Annotated in this window: 15 protein-coding genes and 1 pseudogene; 7 read left to right on the top strand and 9 right to left on the bottom strand. The window is 64.3% G+C overall.

Annotation, left to right across the window (positions count from 1 at the left end):
* Window positions 1–131: 131 nt before the first annotated feature.
* The gene (locus tag ACVIJ6_RS30695) at window positions 132–1,196 is read right to left on the bottom strand and encodes a ribonuclease E/G (protein WP_456777115.1); all 1,065 of its coding nucleotides are present in this window, start codon (window positions 1,194–1,196) and stop codon (window positions 132–134) included.
* Window positions 1,111–2,814, bottom strand: coding sequence for a ribonuclease E/G (locus ACVIJ6_RS30690; RefSeq protein WP_456775766.1), 1,704 nt, complete (start codon window positions 2,812–2,814; stop codon window positions 1,111–1,113). Before ACVIJ6_RS30690 ends, ACVIJ6_RS30695 begins: the two co-directional genes overlap by 86 nt.
* 776 nt (window positions 2,815–3,590) lie before the next feature.
* On the opposite strand from ACVIJ6_RS30690, the gene ACVIJ6_RS30685 reads away from it, so the two are divergent.
* From ACVIJ6_RS30685 to ACVIJ6_RS30665, 5 genes and pseudogenes are all read left to right on the top strand, one after another.
* Window positions 3,591–4,931: an N-acetylmuramoyl-L-alanine amidase gene (locus ACVIJ6_RS30685; protein WP_456777114.1), complete on the top strand. Its 1,341-nt coding sequence runs from the start codon at window positions 3,591–3,593 to the stop codon at window positions 4,929–4,931.
* A 230-nt stretch (window positions 4,932–5,161) separates the two neighbouring features.
* The gene (locus ACVIJ6_RS30680) at window positions 5,162–7,669 is read left to right on the top strand and encodes a penicillin-binding protein 1A (protein ID WP_012044257.1); all 2,508 of its coding nucleotides are present in this window, start codon (window positions 5,162–5,164) and stop codon (window positions 7,667–7,669) included.
* A gap of 129 nt (window positions 7,670–7,798) precedes the next feature.
* A protein-coding gene (gene prfB, locus ACVIJ6_RS30675; protein WP_456775765.1) for a peptide chain release factor 2 occupies window positions 7,799–8,933 on the top strand; the annotation gives its coding sequence in 2 pieces (ribosomal slippage) (window positions 7,799–7,867 and window positions 7,869–8,933; 1,134 coding nt in all).
* 3 nt (window positions 8,934–8,936) lie between these two features.
* On the top strand, window positions 8,937–9,818 hold the full coding sequence (locus ACVIJ6_RS30670; RefSeq protein ID WP_456775764.1) for an NAD(P)-dependent oxidoreductase: 882 nt from the start codon (window positions 8,937–8,939) through the stop codon (window positions 9,816–9,818).
* 86 nt (window positions 9,819–9,904) lie between these two features.
* Window positions 9,905–10,829, top strand: a pseudogene (locus ACVIJ6_RS30665) (DMT family transporter).
* 15 nt (window positions 10,830–10,844) lie between these two features.
* Here ACVIJ6_RS30665 and upp read toward each other — a convergent pair.
* From upp to ACVIJ6_RS30635, 6 genes are all read right to left on the bottom strand, one after another.
* Window positions 10,845–11,480 (bottom strand): uracil phosphoribosyltransferase, encoded by a 636-nt coding sequence (gene upp / locus ACVIJ6_RS30660; protein ID WP_456775763.1) that lies wholly within the window; start codon window positions 11,478–11,480, stop codon window positions 10,845–10,847.
* A gap of 53 nt (window positions 11,481–11,533) precedes the next feature.
* The gene (locus tag ACVIJ6_RS30655) at window positions 11,534–13,261 is read right to left on the bottom strand and encodes a cation:proton antiporter (protein WP_456775762.1); all 1,728 of its coding nucleotides are present in this window, start codon (window positions 13,259–13,261) and stop codon (window positions 11,534–11,536) included.
* Window positions 13,262–13,665: 404 nt separating this feature from the next.
* Window positions 13,666–14,070, bottom strand: coding sequence for a hypothetical protein (locus tag ACVIJ6_RS30650; RefSeq protein ID WP_456775761.1), 405 nt, complete (start codon window positions 14,068–14,070; stop codon window positions 13,666–13,668).
* A 424-nt stretch (window positions 14,071–14,494) separates the two neighbouring features.
* Window positions 14,495–14,659: a hypothetical protein gene (locus tag ACVIJ6_RS30645; protein WP_456775760.1), complete on the bottom strand. Its 165-nt coding sequence runs from the start codon at window positions 14,657–14,659 to the stop codon at window positions 14,495–14,497.
* A 166-nt stretch (window positions 14,660–14,825) separates the two neighbouring features.
* Window positions 14,826–15,437: a LysE family translocator gene (locus ACVIJ6_RS30640; RefSeq protein ID WP_456775759.1), complete on the bottom strand. Its 612-nt coding sequence runs from the start codon at window positions 15,435–15,437 to the stop codon at window positions 14,826–14,828.
* A 43-nt stretch (window positions 15,438–15,480) separates the two neighbouring features.
* Window positions 15,481–16,947: a helix-turn-helix domain-containing protein gene (locus ACVIJ6_RS30635; RefSeq protein ID WP_456775758.1), complete on the bottom strand. Its 1,467-nt coding sequence runs from the start codon at window positions 16,945–16,947 to the stop codon at window positions 15,481–15,483.
* Window positions 16,948–17,093: 146 nt separating this feature from the next.
* Between ACVIJ6_RS30635 and ACVIJ6_RS30630 the strand changes: the two genes are divergently transcribed.
* Window positions 17,094–18,731, top strand: a complete 1,638-nt coding sequence (locus ACVIJ6_RS30630) for an isocitrate lyase (protein WP_456775757.1) — start codon at window positions 17,094–17,096, stop codon at window positions 18,729–18,731.
* A gap of 610 nt (window positions 18,732–19,341) precedes the next feature.
* Here ACVIJ6_RS30630 and ACVIJ6_RS30625 read toward each other — a convergent pair.
* Window positions 19,342–19,953 carry a LysE family translocator gene (locus ACVIJ6_RS30625; RefSeq protein ID WP_456775756.1) on the bottom strand — a complete coding sequence of 204 codons (612 nt, stop codon included), beginning with the start codon at window positions 19,951–19,953 and terminating at the stop codon, window positions 19,342–19,344.
* A gap of 862 nt (window positions 19,954–20,815) precedes the next feature.
* On the opposite strand from ACVIJ6_RS30625, the gene ACVIJ6_RS30620 reads away from it, so the two are divergent.
* Window positions 20,816–22,021 (top strand): PDDEXK-like family protein, encoded by a 1,206-nt coding sequence (locus tag ACVIJ6_RS30620; RefSeq protein ID WP_456775755.1) that lies wholly within the window; start codon window positions 20,816–20,818, stop codon window positions 22,019–22,021.
* Window positions 22,022–22,519 lie beyond the last annotated feature (498 nt).

Here is a 22,519-nt window from a genome sequence, read left to right as displayed (position 1 = left end):
CGGCGACGGCGGCCTCGGCCTCGGACGCGGAGGCCGGTGCAAGATCGTCGCTGATCGATGCGGCCAGACCGTCATCGATGCCGCCGCGCCGACGGCGACCGCCACGGCGGCCGCGCCGCCGTGGGCGCCGCTCACCATTGGCCTGGTCGCTCGGCTGGTCGCCTGACGCGAAGGCCGGCTGCTCGTCGCTGTCCTCGTCCTCTGCCTCGGCGTCCTCGGCCGGCAGTTCGGCCGCGGGTGCCCACCTCGAGGGACTCTGCCGCTGCAGCCCCTTCAGGCGTCGCTTCGCGCGCCTCGTTACCGCCCCGGCCGCGGCGGCGCCGACGCCGCTTGCGGCGAGCGCCGTCACGCTCGGTTTCACTGGCCTCGACGGCCTCCTCAGACAGTCCCTCGGTTTCCTCGGTCTCGACCTCGGATTCTGTTTCGATGTCGAACGGCTCGTCCTCGTCATAGACCTCGTCGGCCACCAAAGGCGGAGCAGACGCCTGCGCGGCCAGCAGCGCCTTGGCGGCCTCGAGCGTATGCACCTGCTCGCCGCGATCGATGATGAAGGATTGCTGTCCGCTGACGTTCGGATCGGCGATCACCGCCAGCGAGACCTTGAAACTGTTCTCGAGGTCGCGCAGATGGCCGCGCTTGTGATTGAGCACGTAGAGCGCCACCTCGGTCCGCGTGCGGACCACGAGGTTGTGAGTCGCGCCCTTCATCAGCGTCTCTTCGAGGCTGCGCAACAGCTGCAGCGCCACCGAGGACACCGAGCGCACATGGCCGGTGCCGCCGCAATGCGCGCAGGGCTCGGTCGAGCTCTCCAGCACGCTGGCGCGGATGCGCTGGCGCGACATCTCCAACAGGCCGAAATGCGAGATGCGGCCGACCTGGATGCGCGCGCGATCCTGCCGCAGACAGTCCGACAGCTTGCGCTCGACGGAGCGGTTGTTGCGCTTCTCGTCCATGTCGATGAAGTCGATGACGATCAGGCCGGCGAGGTCGCGCAGCCGGAGCTGCCGCGCCACTTCCTCGGCCGCTTCCATATTGGTCTTGAGCGCGGTGTCCTCGATGTGATGCTCGCGGGTGGCGCGGCCGGAGTTCACGTCGATCGAGACCAGCGCCTCAGTCTGGTTGATCACGATGTAGCCGCCCGAACGCAGCTGCACGGTCGGCGAGAACATCGCATCGAGCTGACTCTCGACGCCCATCCGCGAAAACAGCGGCTGGCCGTCGCGATACTGCTTCACCGCGCCGGACATTGGTCGGCATCAGCATCTTCATGAAATCGTGCGCCTCGCGGTAGCCGGCTTCGCCGGCGACCAGGATCTCGTCGATCTCCTTGTTGTAGAGGTCGCGCAGCGAGCGCTTGATCAGCGAGCCTTCCTCGTAGACGAGGGTGGGGGCCTGCGACTTCAACGTCATGTCGCGGACCGTTTCCCACAGCCGCAGCAAATATTCGAAGTCGCGCTTGATCTCGGGCTTGGTGCGGTTGGCGCCGGCGGTGCGCAGGATCACACCCATGCCCTCGGGCACGTCGAGGTCCTGCACCACTTCCTTCAGGCGCGAGCGGTCCTGCGCCGAGGTGATCTTGCGGCTGATGCCGCCGCCACGCGCGGTGTTCGGCATCAGCACAGCATAGCGGCCGGCGAGCGACAGATAGGTCGTCAGCGCGGCGCCCTTGTTGCCGCGCTCTTCCTTGACGACCTGCACCAGCATCACCTGGCGGCGCTTGATGACCTCCTGGATCTTGTACTGGCGACGCGGACGGAAGGTGCGCTCGGGCACTTCCTCGAGCACATCGTCGCCGCCGACGGATTCGACGACCTCTTCCTCGATCTCCTCGCCGTCATCGTCATCGTCGTCATGATCCGCGACGGCCGGCTCGACGCCGTTGTCGTCGCCCGGAACGATCGTGACCTCGCCATCATCATCGTGCTCGGCGACGGGCGAGAGATCCGCGGAGTCCTCATGCTCATGCTCGTCATGATCCTCATGATGATCATCGTCGTGATGGTCATCCTCATCGTGATCATGATGATCGTGATCATGATGGTCGTGGTGGTCGTGATCGTGCGCCTCGGCGGCGTCGTCGGCCCCGGACGAGGCAACCTCGCCGCTCGACGCGGCCGCTGCGACCGCAGAAGGGGACACCGGGAGGTCGGTGCCGCCCTGCGCGGGCTCGGAATCCGCAACCGCCGGCGCATCCGGACCGTGATGCGGCTGCGCGTCGTGGGTCCCTTCGTCAGGGCCGGCGTGCGTTGGAGCCTCAAGCGGCGCCTCGGCGAAGCCTGCGGCCTGTGCAGGGGTCTCCGCGCCCGCATCATCGGCGGGGTGGTTGTCCTGCGCGCAGGCGGAGTCCGACGCCTCGAATGCGCCGTGGTCGCCCTCATGCGTCTCGGCGTGAGGCGCCTGGCTGGCGTCGGCGGCCTCGATGATCTCGCTCTGAACGCGCTCGCCGCTGCCGCGGCGCCGCGAGCTGCGGTGCCGGTTGCGCCGGCGATTGGACCGGTTCTCGCTCTCTTCCTCGGCCTCGCGGTGGGCGCGCTCTTCCGCCTCGATCAGCGCCTGACGATCGGCGACCGGAATCTGGTAATAGTCCGGGTGGATTTCGCTGAACGCCAGGAAGCCGTGGCGATTGCCGCCATATTCAACGAAGGCCGCCTGGAGCGACGGCTCTACCCGAGTGACCTTGGCGAGGTAGATGTTGCCGCGGAGTTGCTTGCGCTGGGCAGTTTCAAAATCAAATTCCTCGACGCGGTTGCCGCGGACGACAACGACCCGGGTCTCTTCCGGGTGGGTAGCATCGATCAACATCTTGTTCGGCATATTGGAACTCTTGGAGGCGACGGACGCGATTGGCCGCGAGCGCGTGGCGCGCTGTCGGATGACGCGACGGTCCACCTGATTCGGGGGTGAGGGGAAGGCCTAAACACGTAGGGTTGCGCCGTGCCGGCCGTGGACCCGGCGGTACGATGTGCCGAGCGAGGGTCTGGCCCCGCATCGGCGCGGTTCGTCCGCTGGTCATGGCTGGCAGTTTCGTTTGGCGCATCAAGCGTCGGCCCGTCTGGAACACGTGGGCGGCTGAGGAGGCCACCTTGTCTCTTGCTGAAGACCAGATTGCGCCGGAACGCTCGCCTTGGTCGCATACCGCACCCATCAAGGATGTGGTATCAGGCTATGCCGTGCGTGACTGGTGCCCGGGCGGCCTCAGCTGAGGAGGCGCCCTGAAACCGGCGCCACTCGGCTCGTGACCGGAACTCCATTGCGCCGCGCGGGATCGCGCAGGTTCGATGGAGCGTCGGAAAGGCGCAGGAGTCTCCGAAAAGATCGAATATTCGATCACGAAGATTCCGGCGTTTCACCGGGAGGTTGAACGCGACACAACCGGCAGTAAGTAACAGCCTTCAGCCCTTCGTACATACGAGGATTGGGCTGGCCGTGCAAGGGAAGCGTCGCGGAACCGCAACAATCGGTGGCCTTTAACGAAAATGCCCAAATTTGGCGATTAACCCCGTCGATTGGTTGCGGTAAGAGGGTCCTGCGGAGACACGGATTTGGCAGCTGGCCGGGCAAAACACCTAACTTTGCTGGGATGCGCGTGGCTGTGCGTCACGCAATTGTTATGGACGACCGTGCTTCCGGCGCAGGCTCAGGGTGTGCCGGCGGCGCAGACTCCCGCCGTGAGCGTCACGCCGGGGTTTCCGATTGCGTCTGATGCGCGCCTCGCGGGCGATTCTCGACAGACGCGATTCGTGCTCGACCTCGACAAGGCGGTCCCGTTCCGCGCCTTTCTGCTCAGCGAGCCCTATCGCGTCGTGGTCGACCTGCCGCAGGTCAGCTTCCACCTTCCTGCGGGGGCCGGAACCAGCGGCCGTGGCCTGGTGAAGGCATTCAGGTACGGCATGGTCATGCCCGGCGGCTCCCGGATCGTGTTCGATCTGACGGGGCCGGCGCGAATCGCCAACTCTTCGGTGCTGGATGCCGCCAACGGGCAGCCGCCCCGGCTCGTGCTGGAACTGGAGGAGGTCGACGAAGCGACCTTCGCGCGGGCGATCGGCAACGACAACCGCCCGGCGCTCAAGCCGAGCGTGGCCGATTCGAGCCCTTCGGCGGCGCTGGCGGCGGCGTCTCCCAATCCGTTGGCGGTGCGACCGCCGCCGACGACGCCTGCAGGAGTTCCGGCGGCGCCAAATGCGCCCGCGGACACGCGGCCGGTGGTGGTGATCGATCCGGGGCATGGCGGTATCGACTATGGAACCCAGGGCGGCGAGATCCCGGAAAAGAATCTGGTGCTGGCGTTCGGACAGGCGCTGCGCGATCGGCTCGAGCGCGCGGGCAAGTTCCGCGTCGTCATGACCAGGGATGATGACACCTTCATTCCGCTCGGCGACCGGGTCCGCATCGCCCAGAAGCAGGGCGCGGCCCTGTTCGTGTCGATCCATGCCGACGCGTTGCCGCGCGGCGAGGGCGATGCTCAGGGCGCGACGATCTACACGCTCTCGGACAAGGCCTCCGACGTCGAAGCGGAGCGGCTCGCCGAGGCCGAGAACCGCGCCGACCTGATCGGTGGCGTCAACCTGACCGAGGAGCCGGCCGACGTCGCGGATATTCTGATCGATCTGGCCCGGCGCGAAACCCGCACCTTTTCCAATAGGTTCGCCCGCGTCTTGATGAACGACATGAAGACGGCGGTGCATATGCATAAGCGGCCGTTGAAATCGGCGGGGTTCCGCGTGCTGAAGGCGCCCGACGTGCCCTCGGTGCTGGTCGAACTCGGCTATGTCTCGAACAAGGGCGACATGGGGAACCTGGTGTCGGAAGCTTGGCGGTCGCGCACGGCCGACGCGATGGCCCGCGCGATCGATGTCTTCCTGACCAAACGCGTTGCAAATGCCGGTGCCGAGCGGCCGGAGAAGCCGGCGCCTGCCCGTGCAAAGCCCTAGTTTGGCCACAGCAACATCCGTATAAACCTGCTGCGAGGCACCTGGAATCGGGAGATGATTCCTTATCGGCGGACTTGTGGTAAGCTCGACCGCCGACAGGTTGGACCGTGCGGTTCTCCGGCATGGGTCATGTGGCATCACGGCCCACCGCATGATTTTGGCGGCAGCGTCTTCGGGATGCGCCGCGTCCAAGCCGAGAGATGAACAGAAGTGGGAACGGATATTCGCCGATGCGCTTTGTAGTGCGGTTTTTGGGCTTCCTGTTCGCAGCTGGCACCGTCGTCTTCCTCGTCGGTGTGGCGGCGGCGGCCGGCCTGATCTGGCATTTTTCCAAGGACCTGCCCGACTATTCTCAGCTGCAGGATTACGAGCCGCCGGTCATGACCCGCGTACATGCCGTCGATGGCTCGCTGGTCGGCGAGTACGCCCGGGAGCGCCGGCTCTATCTGCCGATCCAGGCGGTGCCCAAGCTCGTGATCAACGCGTTCCTCGCCGCCGAGGACAAGAACTTCTATGAGCATGGCGGCATCGATTTCACCGGCATGGCCCGCGCCGCTGTGGTCTATGCCCAGAACTTCGGCTCGAATCGCCGTCCGCAGGGCGCCTCGACGATCACCCAGCAGGTCGCCAAGAACTTCCTGCTGACCAACGAGGTCTCGTTCGCGCGCAAGATCAAGGAAGCGCTGCTGGCGATGCGCATCGAGCGCACCTATTCGAAGGACAAGATTCTCGAGCTCTATTTGAACGAGATCTATCTCGGCTCCGGCGCCTATGGCATCGCCGCGGCGTCGCTGGTGTATTTCGACAAGTCGGTCAACGAGCTCACGGTGGCCGAGGCCGCCTATCTGGCGGCACTGCCGAAGATGCCGGGCAGCCTGCATCCGATCCGCAACCGCGACCGTGCCATCGAGCGCCGCAATTATGTGGTCGACCGCCTGCTGGAGAACGGCTGGATCAAGCAGGCTGACGCCGAGAAGGCGCGCAAGGACCCGCTGACGATCGCAAGCCGCAACACGGGCGCGCACATTTTCGCAGGCGAGTATTTCGCTGAGGAAGTCCGCCGCGACATTTTCGAACGTTATGGCGAGAAGAAGCTCTATGAGGGCGGGCTGTCCGTCCGCACGACGCTCGATCCCAAGATCCAGGTCATGGCGCGCAAGGCGATGGTCGCCGGTCTGGTGCGGTATGATCAGGAGCAGGGCTATCGCGGACCGGTCTCGAAGCTCGACATTTCCGGCGATTGGGGCCTGAAGCTCGCCGAGATCAAATCGCTCTCCGACATCTCGCCGTGGCGGATGGCGGTGGTGCTGGAGACCAGCGATCAATCCGCTCGCATCGGCTTCCAGCCACCGCGTGAGCTCGGCGGTGCCGTGAGCAAGGAGCGTCAGACCGGCCTGATCACGCTCGACGGCGTCAGATGGGCGCGCGCAGCGACGGGCAATGGCCGCGGCAAGACGCCGACCTCCGTCGCGCAGGTGCTGCAGCCGGGCGACGTGATCTATGCCGATCCGCTGTTCAAGGAAGGCAATCCGGTTGAAGGCCAGTATCGCCTCGAGCAGCTGCCTGAAGTCTCGGGCGCGATGGTCGCGATGGACCCGAACACCGGGCGCGTGCTCGCGATGGTCGGCGGCTTCTCCTTCGACCAGAGCCAGTTCAACCGGGCGACGCAGGCGTACCGGCAACCCGGCTCGTCATTCAAGCCGATCGTCTATTCGTCGGCGCTCGATAATGGCTACACGCCGTCGACCCAGGTCGTCGATGCGCCGATCGAAATCGATCAGGGGCAGGGCGGTCAGGTCTGGCGTCCCGACAATTTCTCCAACGGCAAATATCTCGGTCCCACGACGCTGCGCAACGCGCTGCGGCTGTCGCTCAATACGGTGACCGTTCGGTTGGCGCAGGATGTCGGCATGCCCTTGATCTCCGAATATGCACGCCGGTTCGGTGTGTATGACGAGCTGCCGAATTACCTCTCTTACGCGCTCGGCGCCGGCGAGACCACGGCCATGCGCATGGTCACGGCCTATTCGATGATCGCCAATGGCGGCCGTCGGGTGAAGCCGACCTTGATCGACCGGATCCAGGACCGCTACGGCCACACCATCTTCAAGCACGACGCCCGCGAGTGCCGCGGCTGCGATGCGCCCGAGGGCTGGAAGAACCAGACCGAACCGCAGCTGGTCGATCGCCGCGAGCAGGTGCTCGATACGATGACCGCCTATCAGATCACCTCGATGCTCGAGGGTGTCGTGCAGGCCGGCACGGCGACCGTGCTCAAGGAGGTCGGCAAGCCGATCGCCGGCAAGACCGGCACCACCAATGAGGCCAAGGACGCCTGGTTCGTCGGCTTCTCGCCGGATCTCGCTGTCGCGATCTATATGGGCTACGACAAGCCGCGGCCGCTCGGTAAGGGCAATGCCGCAACCGGCGGCCATCTGGCTGCGCCGATCGCCAAGGACTTCATGAAGCTCGCTTTGGCCGACAAGCCCGCGACCCCGTTCAAGATCCCCGCGGGAATCAAGCTCGTGCGCGTCGATGCCAAGACCGGGCTGCGCGCAGGTCCTGGCGATACCGGCCGCACCATCATGGAAGCCTTCAAGCCGGGCACCGCGCCGCCGGACAACTACTCGGTCATCGGCGTGGCCGATGCCGATGGCCGGATGATGCCGTCGCAGAGCGGCGGTCAGCCTGATGCCGGCAGCTTCATCATTCGTCCGGGGACCGGCAGCCTCTATTGAGCTGGCGAAATTGAACTGGCGAAACTCGCCACCTTCCGGTGCAGGCGATTGCGCTTTGTGCCGCGCGCCGCTACATCCCTGACGGACATCATGCTGCGGCCCCCTCGGCCGCGGCCGGAAGAGAGCGATATGCGCGCCGAAATCGAAAAAATCGTAGAAGAGATCAAGCAGTCGGTCGGGCTGCTGAGGAGGCATCTTTGACGTCGATGCATCGACGGCAAGGCTGGCCGAGCTGAACAAGCTCGCCGAAGATCCCAACCTCTGGAACGATCCCCAGAAAGCCCAAAGACTGATGCAGGAGCGGACCTCGCTGGAGGATTCGCTGACCGGCATCGGCAAGGTGGAGCGTGAGCTCAGCGACAACATCGAGATGATCGAGCTCGGCGAGGCCGAGAACGATTCCGGCGTTGTCACCGAGGCCGAGAACGCGCTCAAGGCTTTGAAGAAGGACGTCGCGCGCCGCGAGCTCGAGGCGCTGCTGTCCGGCGAGGCCGACAAGTTCGACACCTATCTCGAGGTGCATGCCGGGGCCGGCGGCACCGAGAGCCAGGACTGGGCGCAGATGCTCTTGCGCATGTACACGCGCTGGGCCGAAAAGCACGGCTTCAAGATCGAATATCTGGAAGAGACCCAGGGCGAAGAAGCGGGCATCAAGTCGGCGACCATCCAGATCTCCGGCCACAATGCCTATGGCTGGCTGAAGACCGAGGCGGGCGTGCATCGTCTCGTCCGCATCTCGCCGTTCGATTCGAATGCGCGGCGGCACACCTCGTTCTCATCGGTCGCGATCTTTCCGGTGGTCGACGACAGCATCAAGATCGACATCAAGGAATCCGATGTCCGCACCGACACGATGCGCTCGGGCGGAGCCGGCGGCCAGCACGTCAACAAGACCGAATCGGCGGTGCGACTCACGCACATTCCGACCGGGGTGGCGGTGGTCTGCCAGGCCGGCCGCTCGCAGCACAAGAACCGCGCCCAGGCCTGGGACATGCTGCGCGCGCGTCTCTATGAGATCGAGCTGAAGAAGCGCGAGGAGAAGGCCGCCGCCGATCAGGCCGCCAAGACTGAGATCGGCTGGGGCCACCAGATCCGATCCTATGTGCTGCAGCCGTATCAGATGGTGAAGGATCTGCGCACGGGCGTGCAGACCTCCGACACCGCTGGCGTGCTCGACGGCGATCTCGACGAGTTCATGGCGGCGACCTTGGCACAGCGTGCCTTCGGTACCACGCCAGGGGCTGCGATCGAGGACGTGGACTGACCGGTGACGCGCGTCGCCTTCATCGGCCTCGGCCGCATGGGCCATGGCATGGCCGGGCGTTATCTCGACGCCGGCTATTCCGTTGCGGTCTGGAATCGCAGCAAGGCCAAGGCCGAGGACCTGATCTCGCGCGGTGCGCGCTGGTCGACCTCGCCGGCTGACGCTGCGATCGATGCGGATGCGGTCGTCACGATGGTCGCCGACGACGATGCCTCGCGCGCGGTGTGGCTCGGGCCCGACGGTGCGGCGGCCGCGATGCGGGTCGGCACCATTGCGATCGAATGTTCGACGGTCTCGCGCGATCATGCGCTGCGCCTGTCGCGTGAGCTGAATGCACGGGGCGTGATCTATCTCGATTGCCCGGTGACCGGGCTGCCTGACGCCGCGGCAAACGGCAAGCTCACCTTGCTGGTCGGCGCCGACGCCGCCGACCTCGAGCGCGCGCGACCGTTTCTTGCGCCGATCGGCTCGACCATCCGCCATTTCGGCGCCGTCGGCACCGGAACGGTCTATAAGCTGATCAACAATCTCTTGGGCGCGATGCAGATCGCAGGTCTCGCCGAAGGCCTCGGGATCGCCGAGCAGGCCGGGCTCGATATGAACCTCGTGTTGGAGGCGATCCAGGGCGGCGTCGCGGCGAGCCCGCAAGTTCTGCGTCACGCGCCGCGCATGGTCGCGCGCAATTTCGCCGATGCGAGCTTTACCGCCGCGCTCCGCCACAAGGATGCGGCTTGTGCGCTGCAACTCGCCGAGCAGCTGCTTGCTGAACGTCCGGTGATGGCCCAGGCTGCTGTCGATGCCTATGCGCGCGCGACGGCGGCGATGCCGGATGAAGACGAAGGCCGCATGATCGAGCTGGTATCGCGGCCGAAGGATCCGTCCTAGGCGGGTGTCAGGGCGAACGGAAAGCGGGTGGACCTTGCTCCGCTTCATCTGCAACGTTCACGCGCACATTGAATGCGGTTGCGGTGATGACATCCCCGAACGACAGCATGGACACACGGGATTGGTAGGCTGCTCGGCCTGCTGTCGGTGCTGTGGAGCGGATCTTTCATCTTCAACGGCCTTGCCTTGAAGGAATTGCCGCCGCTGACCCTGGTGCTGCTGCGCATTGTGCTGGCGGCCGGGATCCTGCTGCCGGTGGCGCGACTGCGCGGGCTCGGCTTCCCTAAGGGCATTGCCGGCTGGCGACCGTTCTTTGCGGTGGCGCTGTTCAATAACGTCGTGCCGTTCTGCCTGATCGTGATAGGCCAGACGTTCATCACCTCAGGCTTGGCTGCCATCCTGAATGCGACGACGCCGCTGTTCACGATCGTGGTGATGGCCGCCGCGGCAGAGGAAAGGCTGTCGGCCCGGCGGGCTGCGGGACTGATCCTTGGTCTCGTCGGCGTCGTAATCCTGCGGGGTGGGCCGGGGTTCGATGGCTCGGCTGGCGGCTACGGCATTCTGTTCGGTCTCGGCGCGTCGCTCAGCTACGGCATCGCCGCGCTGCTGGTGCGCCGCCATCTCGCCCATTCGCCGCCGCTTGCGACCGCCACCTTCCAGCTCTCGGCGTCCAGCGTGATGATACTCGCCGTCGCCGCTGTCGTTGACCAGCCATGGCGTCTTCCACTTCCCGGACTGCAGACCTGGCTCGCGGTCATCGGGCTCGCGGCGCTGTCGACGGCGTTCGCCTATATCGTGTTCTTCCAAATCCTGCGTCGCTCCGGCGCAACCAATGTGACGCTGGTGACATTGTTGATCCCGTTGACGACGATCCTGCTCGGGTCGCTGGTGCTTGGCGAAAGCATCTCGTCGCGGGAGATCGGCGGTGCGCTGGTGATCGGGAGTGCGCTGCTGGTGATCGACGGCCGGATCTTCAGCGTCATTCGTCCGTTACTGCGACCGTCCTGCTGACGCGTTCGCGCACGCTCACTTCGTGCCGAACATGCGGTCGCCGGCATCGCCGAGACCGGGCACGATATAGGCATGGTCGTTCAGCTTCTCGTCGATCGCCGCGGTCCAGATCGGAATGTCCGGATGCTCCTTTTCGAACTGCGCGATGCCTTCCGGCGCGGCCAGCAGGCAGACGAAACGGATGTCCCGGGCACCGCGCGCCTTGAGCAGTTCGGCTGCGGCGCAGGCCGAGTTGCCGGTCGCCAGCATCGGGTCCATCAGGATCACGGTGCGGTCGGTCAGGTCCTGCGGCGCCTTGAAGTAGTATTCGACCGCCTGGAGCGTCGTGGGGTCGCGATAGAGCCCGATATGAGCGATGCGCGCCGATGGCATCAGCGCCAGCATGCCGTCCAGGAAGCCGACGCCCGCGCGCAGGATGGGGGCGAGGGTCAGCTTCTTGCCCGCGATCTTCGGCGCTTTCATCGGCGCGATCGGTGTTTCGATGTCGACCAGTTCGAGCGGCAGGTCCCGTGTGACCTCATAGGCCAGCAGCATGCCGATCTCGTTCAACAGCTCACGGAAGCCCTTGGTCGAGCGGTCGCGCTCGCGCATCAGGGATAGCTTGTGCTGGACCAGCGGGTGATCGACGACGTGAACGTTGATGCTTGTCATAGGACCGGTTTAGCGGGATCTCGGCCGCAGTTCCAGTTGGGAGGTGCGTTGGTTCACGGGAGAACCTCGCGGCGGTCGGCCAGCAGCGCCTCGGCCTCCTGACGGCGGTCGGACAACAGGCCGGCGCTGGCGTCCTGGATCAGATTTAGCAGCACCTGCGCGTCGCTGAGCCGCGGCACGGTCACATAGTCCGCGCCGGCATTGTAGAGATCGTTGACGTCGGCCAGCAGGTCCGCGGTCGCGACGATCTTGGCGGTCGCGTTGATGCTGCGGACGTGCCGCACCAGCTTCTCATTGTTGGCGCCCTTGAGCAGCGAGTCCGGGATGCTCAGGATGATCAGCTCGGCCTGGCCGACCCCGGCATGGACCAGCGTGTCGACATTGCTGATATCGCCATAGGTCACCTGGATGCCGCGGTCGGACAACGTCCGAAACACCACGGGATTGAAATCGACGACCCCGATCCGCTGCAGGAGCGCAGGCTCGTTGCGCTCGATCTCGCTGAGCAGTGCGCTGGCGGTTCGGAAAAAGCCAAGGAGCACGATCGGCCGTGCGGCGCCGTGGCCTCCGTCGTGGCCGGGCTCGCCGTCCTTGGTCGCGTCGAGATCCCGCAGGCCGAGCCGCTTCAGGAGCGGAATGCTGCGCCTTACGATCGGATCGGAGCGCACGATCACGAAGGTGGAGAGCACTGCGAGCAGCACGAATGCGAAGGACGCCGCGCTCGACGTGCCGGTCTTGAGATGGCCGGCGGCGGCGCCGGTCTGGATCACGACCAGCGAGAACTCGCTGATCTGGGCGAGGTTGAGCGCCGGCAGAAGGCTCGCACGCAGGCCCTGCCGCATCATGTAGAGAGGCGTGAAGGTGGTGAGCAGCCGGCTCGCCACCGTGAACAGGGCGATGACCAGCGCCAGCCCCACCACCGACATCGTCGGGATCGGGATGGTCATGCCGAGCGCGACAAAGAACAGCGTGATGAAGAAATCGCGCAAGGTCGTCACCTTGGCGGTGACGTCAAGCGCATAGGGGAAGGTCGAGAGCGACACGCCGGCGATAAGGGACCCCATTTCGCGCGAAAGATGCAGCCGCTCTGCAATCTCGCCGATCAGGAAGCACCAAGCCAGCGCGCCCAACAGGATCAGCTCGGGGGTGCGCGCGATGCGATGGAACACCGGTGGCAGCACGTAGCGACTGAGCAACAGCGCGATCGCGACCAGCGCGCCGGCGCGTGCGAAGGACAGCAGGATGACGCCGACATGCAGATCGTCGAGGCTCGGCTGCACCGCCAGGAAAAGGATCGCGAACACATCCTGCAATACGAGCACGCCGAGGGTGATGCGGCCGGGCAGGGTGTCGAGCTCGCGCTTCTCGTACAGCACCTTGACGATGATCACGGTCGAGGACAGCGCGCAGGCGACGCAGAGATAGAGCGCATCGTAGCTCTCGGCGCCCATTCGCATGCCGATGGCGACGAAAAACAGAATACCGAGCGCCGCCCCGCCGAGCAGCTGGACGCCGCCAGCGATCAGAATCACCGGGCCGGCACGGATGATCTTCTTCAGGTCGATCTCGAGTCCGATCATGAACAGCATGAAGATCAGGCCGAGTTCCGAAATGACCGAGATCGAGTCCTGGGATTTGACCCAGCCGGTGCCGAAGGGGCCGATGGCGAAGCCCGCGACCAGATAAGCGAGAATCGAGGGCTGGCGCCAGTAATGCGCCGCCAGTCCAAGCACCCACGCAAACAGGATGCAGAGCGTGATGTCGCCGATCAGTTCATGCATGAAGCAACCCCCGGGCGGCAACTTATGTCGCTGCGCCCGGCAAGGAAACCCGCAATCTGTCACATCGTGTGATCGCGGCTATCGGCTTGCTCGCCGCGGAGTGGTGCCGATGCGCGCAATCTGCTGTTGCAGCAGCACGCCATGATGCAGGGCGGAGTCGGCGGACGCCCAGCACGTAGCTGTCGATTGGCACGATCCGGCCGCAGCCGCCGACGAGCGAGGAGTCGTGGTGATGGTAGCCGCCGGCGGGGGCCAGGAGCCCAGGCCTGCGCGCTCGCATTCTAACGCGGCCACGACGGATCGACGGCTCACGCGCTCGGACGAAAATGATGTCGGCGACAGGCCCTTCCTAAATGGAGGATGCGAGCCGAGTCCGCATAGCCACCGCCGGCGGCGGGTCGGGTTCAGAGTGGCCGGCGGTTGGGGAGAACTGCGGAAGAATTCTGTAACGTCTTGATCGCGGACGGGGGCTGGACGCGCGGGCCGGACTGCTGCCATTGCCTGACGTTGACGAGGATGCCGGCGAGCAAAAGCGGTGCGACGGCGGCGATGGCCATCAAGGACGACAGCGGCTTGGGAGTGATCATCTCCAGAATCATCTCGGAGACCATCCATAACGTCCCGAACACCACCGCGTAATCGAGCGGAGGGATGCGCAGCCAATAGAGAAAGCCTGCGACGATCACGGCCGGGGCGATCGCCGGGCCAATCATGTAGAAGGTCAGCTCCGGTGGCGTCAGGGCGTCGAGAAGCATGGACGCCAGCAGCCAGAGGCTGAAGAACATCACTGAGCCGTCGACATATCGCATGGATCACCTCCGCCGCGACATTTTGGCGCAATGTTTGGCCGGTTTGTGGCTGGTTCGTCAAGTGGGGAGCTTCTCGGACCCTCGTTCGACGGCTGTGGCGGGGCGTCGGATGACGTGGATACCGGCGACGTCTGCCAGGGCCAGCACCGCCTGCTGCAGGTCGAGATGGCCGGCCCGCCAGCGCTGCGCCATCGTCGCCGGACCGCTACCGCGGCGGGACCGGCGCGACGACGTTTAGGAGCAGGTGCTGCGGTTCAAGCGCCGCGTTGCGAGCTGATGAGCTTCGCCCGTCCCGGCGGCTTGGCGGGGCCCCCTATACGCGTCGGCAGTTCGATGCGGGTCTTGCTCGATGGGGCCGATCGCGCGCGGAAGACGCGGCGGTAGCCCGGCGGCGCGACCGGGCCAGGCGCCGGATGGTCTGATCTCAGGGCTCGCTGCAGCCCGCGATCCAGATATGACCGCCGATGGCGACATGCGGGCTGTTCGCGCAGCGCGACGGAAAAGCGACAATGGCGGCGATGTTGCCGAGCAAGAGGGCGGCGAGCATCACCACAGCGGCGCGGCGCAGGGCTGGTGTCGGAGATGGCATGGGGAGGCCTCGGGATCCTTTTCGGGTCGTCGAGGCCGCGGGCGGGGAGTTTGCAAACCGCGCGCGGCCACGCCTGTGAGGACACGCTGGCGGCGGGGCGGTTTTGCGAAGCTTTCATTTCAGGCTGTGAGATGTTGTTGCGTTGTCCTTGACCGGCACGGAGGTCTTAACGCTCCGCCAGCGCCAGCCGGGCGCCGAGCAACGCAAATCCGGCGGCGAAGCTGCGGCGCAGCCAGGCTATGACGCGGGGACGGCTGATCACACGGTCGCGCACCGCCGCGGCGAACAGGCCGTACAGCACGAACACCGCAAAGGTCATCGCCATGAACGTTGCCGACAGCTCGAGCATGGTTCCGAGCGGATGCGCGTCGTCGGCCGCGATGAACTGCGGCAGGAAAGCGAGGAAGAAGATCGACAGTTTCGGATTGAGGATATTGACCAAGAAGCCGGTCAGCACCACGCGGCCGGACGAGCGGGCATCCCCCTGCGCCTCGACCGCGAGCGCGCCACGCTCGCCGAGCGTCTGCCAGGCCATGTAGAGCAGATAAGCGACACCGCAATATTTCAGCGTGGCAAACGCCAGCGCGCTGGTATGCAGCACCGCCGCAAGGCCGACAATGGCAGCGAGCATCGCCGGAATGATTCCGAGCGTGCAGCCGAACGCGGCCGCAATGCTCATGCGCGATCCGCGCGTCAGCGCCACGGCGAGCGTGTAGAGCACGCCGGTGCCGGGCGAGGCCACCACGATCAGCGAGGTGAGGAGAAAGGCTGCGGACATCGACACATTCCTCGCTTCGCTGTGTGCCCAGCATCGCCCATTCTCAATCTGCCGAGAAACCGAACGGGATCGACGAGGTGTGGAAATCGTCGGGCAGGATCTCGCGGCCGATGGGCGGCGCCGAACGCGCCGCGCATTTCGGCCGGTGGCAGACCCGGCAGGCGGTGCCGATCGGGGTCGGTTCGTCGGCGCGCGGGCCGTGGCCGTCGCGGGTGTAGATCAATTGGCCCGCATGCTCGGCCGCGCAGCCCACCGCGATCGCGCGCTCGACGCGGACGGCGCCGTAGGAGCCGCCGCCGGCGGTCACCGTGCGTGCGATCGAGAAGAAGCGACGGCCGTCCGGCAGCTCCAGCCATTGCGTCACGATCTGGCGCGGCGTCTTGAAGATGCCGTGCACGGACCACAGCGGGCAGGCGCCGCCATGACGCGCGAACGGAAAGCCGGCGCCGTCGAGCAGTTTCGACACGTTGCCGGCGGGATCGACGCGGATCAGGAAGAACGGGATCTTTTCAGCGCCCGGCTTCTGCAGGGTCGTGACGCGATGCGCGGTCTGTTCGAAGCTGGTGCCGAACTGCCGCGCCAGCGCCTCCAGATCGTAGGCCCTGGTATCGACGGCTCTGGCGAAGATCGAATAGGGCATGATGATCGCCGCCGCGGCATAGGCCGCGAGCGCGCGGCGCGCCAGCAGCTCCGCGGTCTTGCTGGCGAACTTGCCGTCCTCCAGCGCTGCGCCGATCTCATTGTCGAGCTCGAGATAAGCGAGTTGCCGCGCCAGTTCGAACTTCAGGCTGGCGCTGTCGAGCGAATCCTCGATCAGCAATTGCCGGCGGTGCAGGTCGAGCCGCCTGAGCGAGCCGAGCATCACGTTCGGCGGCATGTAGCGGACCTGTAGATTGTGCCGGGCGCGAAACCGCTCGATGAAGCCCGAGGGGCTGGCCGAGACCTGCGCCGAGCCCGTCGCCGAACCCTGGACCATGGCCTGCGCCAGCCGCTCGGCGGCCTCGTCGAGCTGGGCAAAATTGTTGCGGCGGGCGGCGAGGAAACGGCGCACGTCGGCGACGGGATCGTTGGCGTCGAAGCCATCGGGAAGCGGCGCGCCGCCGGAGGCTGCGGGCGCGCGCTCGGCCAGCGCCAGCTGCTCCTCGCGATAGGCCGTGTAGAGCCGCAGGAAGGCTTCGGTCATGCCGGGATAGCTGACGGCGAGGTCGGAGATCTCCAGCGCGGGAATGTCGATGTCGGAGAACATCGGGTCCTTGAGGACGGATTGCATCCGCGCGGTGTGGTCGGCGCCGCCGTCGCCGGCCAGATCCGCCAGGTCGATCTTGTAGGTCCGGGCCAGCCGCAGCAGCATGTCGGCGGTTACCGGCCTCTGGTTCCGCTCCAGGAGTGCCACGTAAGGTGCTGATATTTCGAGGTCTGCGGCCATGTCGGCCTGGGTCAGGCCGAGCTCGCGGCGGAGCCGGCGCAGGCGCGGGCCCATGAAGATCGAGCGTGCCGTGGTCGTGGTCATGGCCTGTCATTTCGGGTCTGTAAGCTCCTTACAGCTATACACGAGAGATTTGTAAAGTGTGACAAGTTTTCCGCGCGCTGTCTGGTCCGTCCGCGGCGAACGCTTACAACAGGTCCCAGGTTGTCCTTAACCAAGGGATCACGGACATGAACTTCCAACCGCGTGGACTGAACGACCAAGCCCTCCAGGGCCCCGCGTCCTACCAGGCCGAGGTCGAGGCGGCGCGTGCGCTGCTCGAGACCCAGCCGACCTGGAACGGCGTCACCGCCGAGGCTGTGGCGCGCATGCGCCTGCAGAACCGCTTCAAGACCGGTCTCGACGTGGCCCGCTACACCGCGGCCGTGATGCGCGCCGACATGGCCGCGTATGACGAGGACAGCACCAAATACACCCAGTCGCTCGGCTGCTGGCATGGCTTCATCGCGCAGCAGAAGCTGATCTCGATCAAGAAGCATTTCGGCAAGACCGACCGCCGCTACCTCTATCTCTCGGGCTGGATGATCGCGGCGCTGCGCTCGGAGTTCGGCCCGCTGCCGGATCAGTCGATGCACGAGAAGACCTCGGTGCCCGCGCTGATCGAGGAGCTCTACACCTTCCTGCGCCAGGCTGACTCGCGCGAGCTCAATGATCTGTTCCGCACGCTCGACGCGGCCCGCAAGGCCGGCGACAAGGCGAAGGAGACCGAGATCATCGCCAAGATCGACGGCTTCCAGACCCACGTCGTCCCGGTGATTGCCGACATCGACGCCGGCTTCGGCAATGCCGAGGCGACTTATCTGCTCGCCAAGAAGATGATCGAGGCGGGCGCCTGCGCGCTGCAGATCGAGAACCAGGTTTCCGACGAGAAGCAGTGCGGCCATCAGGACGGCAAGGTCACCGTGCCGCATGACGTGTTCCTGGCCAAGATCCGCGCCTGCCGCCACGCCTTCCTGGAGCTCGGCGTCGAGGACGGCATCGTCGTCACCCGCACCGACTCGCTCGGCGCCGGCCTGACGCAGCAGATCGCGTTCTCGAGCCAGCCGGGCGATCTCGGCGACCAGTACAACAGCTTCCTCGATTGCGAGGAAGTGACGCCTGCGACCGCGCGCAGCGGCGACGTCATCATCAACCAGAACGGCAAGATGATGCGTCCGAAGCGGCTGCCGTCGAACCTCTATCAGTTCCGCCCCGGTACCGGCGAGGACCGCTGCGTGCTCGACTGCATCACCTCGCTGCAGAACGGCGCCGACCTGTTGTGGATCGAGACCGAGAAGCCGCATATCGAGCAGATCGCCAAGATGGTCGACCGTATCCGCAAGGTGATCCCGAACGCCAAGCTCGCCTACAACAACTCGCCGTCGTTCAACTGGACCCTCAACTTCCGTTGGCAGGTCTATGACGCGATGAAGGAGGCGGGCCAGGACGTCAGCCGCTACAACCGCGCCGAGCTGATGAAAGCGGAGTATGACGACACCCCGCTGGCCAAGGAAGCCGACGAGCGCATCCGCACCTTCCAGGCGGATTCGGCCAAGCGCGCCGGCATCTTCCATCACCTGATCACTTTGCCGACCTACCACACCGCGGCGCTCTCGACCGACAACCTCGCCCGCGAATATTTCGGCGAGCAGGGCATGCTGGGCTACGTCAAGAACGTCCAGCGCGCCGAGATCCGCCAGGGCATCGCCTGCGTCAAGCACCAGAACATGGCCGGGTCCGACATCGGCGACGACCACAAGGAGTACTTCGCCGGCGAGAAGGCCCTGAAGGCCGGCGGCGCGCACAACACGATGAACCAGTTCGGCTGAGCTCTGCCGGGTGAATTTCTGAACTGATGAAACCCGTCTGGAGCGGCAACGCTCCAGACGGGTTTGGTTTTTGCCCGGGCTAATCGAGCCGAAACTGATGACCCTCGCAATGGGCACACGTTTCATCGCGCGCCAGCCTGCAACCTCCGCACCCCTGCGCGATGCAGTGCCCTCGCCCCTTGTGGGAGAGGGCATCGCCGGCTGATCCGCAGGCTCGGTTGGGTGAGGGGTTGTCTCCGCGAGCGCAACTCGTTGAGACATACCCCTCACCCGACCGAGATCGTTGGGCTGCCGTACATGCCCTCTCCCACAAGGGGCGAGGGCGCAGTTACGGCCATCGCGCCCGCGGCGAGGTCGATTGGTTTCCCGCTTCTCCACAATGTTGCTCTGTATCAACACGCGGACAGCTTGTTCATTGTCTCGTGTGCAGCGGCCGCCCCGCCGCTGAAGGCTCATGGTGAGGAGCGCCGCCCTTGCGGCGCGTCTCGAACCATGAGGCCACAGCACGGGCCTCGCCCTTCGAGACGCCCGCCTGCGGTGGGCTTCTCAGGGTGAGGAGTGAAGGCCGTATGCCCGTTGCCATGAGCGTCACCCCCGCTGCGGCACGCCCTCAGCGCTCGCTCATTGCCAGCCGCGCGCCGAGCAGAGCAAAACCGCCGGCGAAGGCGCGGCGCAGCCAGGTCATGACGCGGGGGCGGCTGACGATCCGGTCGCGCACGGCGGCGGCGAACAGGCCGTAGATCACGAACACCGCAAACGTCATCGCCATGAACACAGCCGACAGCTCCAGCATCAGCGCCAGCGGATGCGCCGCATCGGCGGCGATGAACTGTGGCAGGAAGGCGAGGAAGAAGATCGACAGCTTTGGATTGAGGATGTTGATCAGGAAGCCGGTCAGCACCACGCGCCCCGCCGAGCGCGCCTCGTCCTTTGACGCGATCGAGAGCGCACCGCGTTCTCGAAGTGTCTGCCAGGCCATGTACAGCAGATAAGCGCCGCCGCAATATTTCAGCGCCGCAAACGCCAGCGCGCTGGCGTGCAGCACCGCCGCGAGCCCGACGCTCGCCGCGAGCATCGCCGGGATGATGCCGAGCGTGCAGCCGAACGCAGCCGCCATGCTCATCCGCGATCCCCTCGTCAGCGCCACCGCGAGCGTGTAGAGCACGCCGGTGCCGGGCGAGGCCACCACGATCAGCGAGGTCAGCAGGAAAGCAAAGGACATCGGCGGGCTCCCGGTTTCGCGGCCGTGCAACAAGAGAACGATCGGCGCATCGCAATGTGGGCTCCATCATTCCATGCCCGACCTGAGGAGGATACACTGACGCGTGACACGCTCAGTGACGCCCAGGTGCGCCGCCATTCGACGTCGCCGCGCACGCGCACAAGGCTGGGGGCAAAGGGGCGCGCTCGCGCGTCGTCGCGACGCATGTCGCGCCCGAGCTTTTCGAGATCGTTCGCCCTCCTCGGACAGAGGGCGCGGGGAATGCCGGGTTGCAGGCCGCAACCCATGGCCCGCCTGCAACAAGGAAAGCAGGCGGCAGTCACCACAGGTTCAGCCGGCATCCGGCATTCCCCGCGCGGTGGTCTTAACATTTATACGCGATCTCCCCGGTGTCCGGCTTGATAGCCACCGTCGCCCTCGGGGATCATCATTCCCCGAAAACTTGGCGCCAGCTTCGGGGCGCCAGGACCACGCGATTTCACGTCCGCGACCTGCCGTTCGTCCGCGCACATCAGCGCGCTGCAACAGGCCCGCGGCCACCGCTCCCCGCACCCAACGTCCGTGACGATCGCGAAGCGCCCCTCTCGAGGAGCACGGGATGGGGGTGTCTAGCATGGATTTCGGAAAACGTGAAATCAATTATTCTGCGCAAGGGGGCCGAACAGGTTGATCGTTTTGAGAAGGCAGAGGAAACTAATCTCTGGGTGTATGCCATCCAGCAAGGGCGGGCTGTGTCAACCAAGGATGCGGAACAAAACGAGGGTAGACGGGCAATCGAAGCTTCGAATATCATTCTCGTGTAAGATGAATATGATTCTCGTATAAGATGTAGGCTCAAAGCCATCGCTATCGGAGGAGCGACGTGGGAGAAAATTCATCAAATGGCTTAGTCATCGAACGGGAGCAGAAGCTGCTGAACCTAGTGAATAGCTTGATCGTGTTTTCGCGTGATCGACGTTTTGTGCCGGGCCTCAACATTTTCGAAGCAGCGGGGCTCGACCGACAAGAAATCCGACATTCCAACTTTCTGGCATTCATTCTTAGGCCCTACGAAAGCCATGGGTTGGGCGATTCGTTCCTAAAGTCTCTACTGAGGCGTGCTCTCGAAAATGCGCCGGAACCACCGATTAGACCGCTCAAGCTTGTTCTAGCTGACTTCTCCGATGCGCTCGTAACGCGCGAATGGCGCGGTATCGACGTTCTGATCGAATCGAAAGCTAACCAGCTCGTCTGGGCGATAGAGAACAAAATCGACTCTACAGAATCCGAACATCAGCTACGAATGTATGAAGAGAGTGCCCGTGAATCCTTTTCAAACCACAAGTTTGTTTTCTCGTATCTGACCGTCGATGAGGACCATCCGTCAGAGCAGACGTGGTCGGCAATTGGCTACTCAGGTGTCCTGGAAGCATTGCAAGAGTCAATGACATATCACTCTGCCAATTTGACGAGTGAGGTCAGCACCGTCTTAAATCACTATGTGACCCTCATAAGGAGAAAGATCGTGCCGGATCAAGAGCTGATTGAGCAGTGCAGGGCAATCTACGCTCAACATCGCCAAGCTTTGGATTTGATCATCCGGTTCGGCACGGTAGACCCCTTCGTATCTGCGGCCGACCTATTTTTTAAGGAGCACACAGACCTAGAGCAGGCCACCGTATCTCCCAACAGAGCGGTTTTTACGCCGTCAGTCCTTGCGAATGTCGTGCCAAAGGGTGTTGGAAGCTCCTGGGCTGGATATCAGCGAGCCGTAGCTTTCTGGTTCAATCTATATCGGCCAAAGAATAGCCTTGGCCTAATTATAGAAGTAGCGCCATTCAACAGTGATCGCTACAACCGAGAAGCTCTCGCAAGAGCGCTTCTTAATCACTTCAAGACGAACACCAAGACGATCACGCCAAAATATACCCGGGTTTATAGCGACTACAAGAAGCTGTCGGACGAACAACTAGGTTCGACAGACGAAATTCTGAGGGTCATGAACGATCTTTATCAAGTTGTTTCGAGTCGGTACCTTTCCGCGGTAGCGGACATAGCAAGATGTGCGTTCTCAGGCGTAGGATCATAGCGGACTCGAGTCGCGGCGACTGTGCTGGACTGTTGATGCGACGAAGGAGTCGGCTGACTACCAAGCGCGAAAAGATCTGCTCGGCCCGGATTACGGTGACATTCAATTCCGGGCTGAAAGAGCAGCCAATTTGGTGCACTGTCACCGTAATCCCCGCGGTAGGTAGGGGACGGATCTTTCGAAATTGGCTTGAATGCAGCAGGCCGCCCATCGTCTCGGCGCACTAATAACAGTAAGTATTCTGCGCGCAAGAATTAAAGCGATCAATCTGCTTTTTTCTCTCCGACGCCATATCGTCGAATTCCATTCGGAGACAATCCTGATATTCAACAGATCTTCTTTGATAGCGCTCCACTTCATCCCGACACGTTTGAAAAGTCACTTCATCACGACTGACGGCCATTGCGTCGATACAAGACGGCTTTCGCGGGCGATCGCAATAATACGTCTGGGCGTATGCCTCCGACATCTGGAAGGCAACCGGCACTACAATTGCCG

This window comes from Bradyrhizobium sp. USDA 4369 (assembly GCF_054056435.1).
This window is presented reverse-complemented; position numbering and strand designations above follow the sequence as displayed.